Annotated in this window: 1 pseudogene; it reads right to left on the minus strand. The window is 42.3% G+C overall.

Going from position 1 to position 357, the window contains the following annotated elements:
* Positions 1-334, minus strand: a pseudogene (locus ACNQ0T_RS23335) (2-hydroxyacid dehydrogenase); the annotation flags it as partial.
* Positions 335-357: the final 23 nt, after the last annotated feature.

Here is a 357-nt window from a genome sequence, read left to right on the forward strand (position 1 = left end):
CAGCATGTTCTGCAACAGCTTCAGGAGAATAAGCAGGAACGCGAACGACTTGAATTCCCAACCCATGGGCTGCATCTAAATCAACATTATTAAAGCCAGCGCAGCGTAACGCGAGAATATGCACATCGAGAGCCGCGAGCTCTTCCAGCACAGCACGGTTTGCTTCATCATTAACGAAAATGCAAACTGCGTCAGCACCGACGGCATTTTTAGCTGTCTGAACCGTTAATGGAAAATCAAAGTATTCAATATTAAAATTAAACTCTGATTGTTGGTTGACCTGTTCCATATGTTTGCGATCATACTGTTTGGTGCTATAGGAAACAATTTTCATCAGAGGAACTCCATAATTTATAG

The organism is Enterobacter cloacae complex sp.6700776 (assembly GCF_048284255.1).
Classification (GTDB): Bacteria; Pseudomonadota; Gammaproteobacteria; order Enterobacterales; family Enterobacteriaceae; genus Enterobacter; species Enterobacter intestinihominis.